Source organism: Pseudomonas sp. GM80 (assembly GCF_000282515.1).
GTDB lineage: Bacteria > Pseudomonadota > Gammaproteobacteria > Pseudomonadales > Pseudomonadaceae > Aquipseudomonas.
On the sequence record NZ_AKJD01000230.1, the window covers coordinates 1 to 2,375 of the forward strand.

The 2,375-nt window shown below is 60.2% G+C and carries 3 protein-coding genes; 2 read left to right on the top strand and 1 reads right to left on the bottom strand.

Annotated elements, in window-relative coordinates; translation table 11 throughout:
• Nucleotides 1-21: 21 nt before the first annotated feature.
• Nucleotides 22-963 carry a class I SAM-dependent methyltransferase gene (locus PMI37_RS27320; protein ID WP_008087403.1) on the bottom strand — a complete coding sequence of 314 codons (942 nt, stop codon included), beginning with the start codon at nt 961-963 and terminating at the stop codon, nt 22-24.
• 199 nt (nt 964-1,162) lie between these two features.
• On the opposite strand from PMI37_RS27320, the gene PMI37_RS27325 reads away from it, so the two are divergent.
• Nucleotides 1,163-1,576, top strand: coding sequence for a response regulator (locus PMI37_RS27325; protein ID WP_008087405.1), 414 nt, complete (start codon nt 1,163-1,165; stop codon nt 1,574-1,576).
• A 56-nt stretch (nt 1,577-1,632) separates the two neighbouring features.
• Nucleotides 1,633-2,301, top strand: coding sequence for an HAD-IA family hydrolase (locus PMI37_RS27330; RefSeq protein WP_008087407.1), 669 nt, complete (start codon nt 1,633-1,635; stop codon nt 2,299-2,301).
• Nucleotides 2,302-2,375 lie beyond the last annotated feature (74 nt).

The following is a 2,375-nucleotide window of genomic DNA, read 5'->3' on the forward strand; positions in this document are numbered from 1 at the left end:
TGCGGCAGCTCCTACACGGGGTTAGCTGATGCGTTGGAAGACCAGGGCTTTCAGGCCGCTCTCAGGATCAACATCCGGAAATTCCGGCGGATTTTCCAGGCGCTGTTCGAAGCGCAGGCCAGGCGCCTGCTCGGTCACACCATCAATCAAAAAGTCCGGGCCGAACGCCGGGTCATTCATGCACGCCAGCACCGTGCCTTGCGCCGTCAGCAATTCCGGCAGGCGGCGCAGCACGCGCTGATAATCCTTGGTCAGCAGGAAACTGCCTTTCTGAAACGACGGCGGATCGATGATGACCAGGTCGTAAGGACCGCTGTTGATCACCTTGCCCCAGGATTTGAACAGGTCATGACCGAGGAAGCTGACTTTGTTCAGGTCATGGCTATTCAAGCGGTGATTGTCGCGACCGCGACTCAGTGCTGCCCGTGACATGTCGAGGTTGACCACATGGCTGGCGCCACCCTCGATGGCCGCCACGGAAAAACCGCAAGTGTAGGCAAACAGGTTAAGGATGCGTTTGCCGTCGGCCTGTTCGCGTACCCAGTTGCGCCCGTAACGCATATCGAGAAACAGCCCGGCATTCTGCTTGCGGCCCAGATCGACGCGATACTGCAAGCCGCCCTCGACGATGGTCATTTCGTCGATCTCATCGCCCAGCAACCATTCAGCCGTGCTTTGCGGCAAGTAGCGGTGCTGGATCAACAGCGTCTTCGCAGCGCACTGCTGCCATTGCTCAGTACCGGTGATGTCCAGCAGCAAACGCTTGAGGTTATCCAACTGCTCAGGTTCCGGCTCCTTGAACAGCGACACCAGCACTACGCCCTGCAACCAGTCCACGGTCAGCTGCTCAAGCCCCGGCCAGCAGCGCCCGCGTCCGTGGAACAGGCGACGGGTTTCGCTCGGTGCGGCCGCCAGTGCAGGCAGCAGATGGGCGTGGAGGGTGGCGAGGGCTTCAGGGTTCATCGGTCAACGTCGGCGAGCAAAAGGGCCGGCATTTTAACCACAAATACGCCGTCGCGAACGCTCGGTGCGACCCCGCCAAAACACACTTTTGGAAAAGAGCTGTATCAAAAATGAATTTCTGCAGGGCGCGCTGCTCATACCTGATAAGCAGCGGATTCAAGCCGCTAAATCGTTAATGCAATTCCGGGAGTGCCAGTTCATGTGTCCAATACCGACGGCGAGCGCGCACCTTCCTGGCGGGTTGATTCTGGTAGTTGAGGATGATCCGTTGATTCTGGAGTTTCTCTGCGAAATTCTTCAGGAGGAAGGTTTCAAGGTCGAGCCGCAGACCAGCGCCGACGCCGCATCACAATACCTTGAGGAACACGCGCCGGAAGTGGCGTTGTTGCTCACCGACATCACCATGCCTGGCACCCTCAACGGCGCCGACCTGGCGAATCTGGTCGGCGACCGCTGGCCGGACAAGCCGGTGATGGTCATGTCCGGCTATGAAACGCCCGAGACCTCAGGGGTCAAGCATCCGGTGGCGTTCATCAAGAAGCCTTGGGCCATCGGGCAATTGCTCGACTGTGTCGACAGCGCCTTCAAATCCAAGGCGCCGCGTCTGCACTGACAAGTGCTACATTGCCGGGCAAAACTGCCCGGCCCCTTGCCAGAGGATGCGACCCTTTGCCTGCTCAAGATGTTCTATTCAACCGCGCGTTCGGCGCGTTTCTGTTCGACATGGACGGCACCGTCCTCAACTCCATCGCCGCCGCCGAGCGGATCTGGTCCGCCTGGGCCGTGCGCCATGGTGTGGAGGTCGAGACGTTTTTGCCGACCATTCACGGTGCCCGGGCCATCGACACGATCAATCGCCTGAACCTGCCGGGCGTGGACGCCGAGGCGCAAGCGGCGTTCATCACCGAGGCGGAAATCGACGACGTTGAAGGCATCGTTGAAATTCCCGGCGCAGCGGCGTTTCTTCGCAGCCTGCCTGCCGATCGTTGGGCGATGGTGACTTCAGCGCCGCGCGATCTGGCGCTGCGCAGAATGGCTGCGGCCGGGATTGCCGAACCGGCCGTGATGATTACCGCTGAAGACGTCAAGGCCGGCAAACCCGACCCGGCCGGCTACCTGCTGGCGGCCGGACGTCTTGGGCTTGAACCGCGCGACTGCCTGATTTTTGAAGACGCCACCGTCGGCATCCAGGCCGCCGAAGCGGCTGGCGCGGCGCTGATGATCATCACCACGACGCACCAGCATCCGCTTGAAACGGCGCACGCGACATTGGCCAGTTACGCCGACATCAGCGTCAAAATCGACAACGACGGCAAGCTCCACCTCCAACCCAACTGACCCCGATCTGTGGGAGCTGCCGCAGGCTGCGATCTTTTGATCTTGCTTCTGAAAATAAAGATCAAAAGATCGCA

What these genes read in the sequence shown, in the direction of transcription:
- PMI37_RS27320 (WP_008087403.1), bottom strand. Translation starts at nt 963, where the DNA reads ATGAACCCTGAAGCCCTCGCCACCCTCCACGCCCATCTGCTGCCTGCA.
- PMI37_RS27325 (WP_008087405.1), top strand. Translation starts at nt 1,163, where the DNA reads ATGTGTCCAATACCGACGGCGAGCGCGCACCTTCCTGGCGGGTTGATT.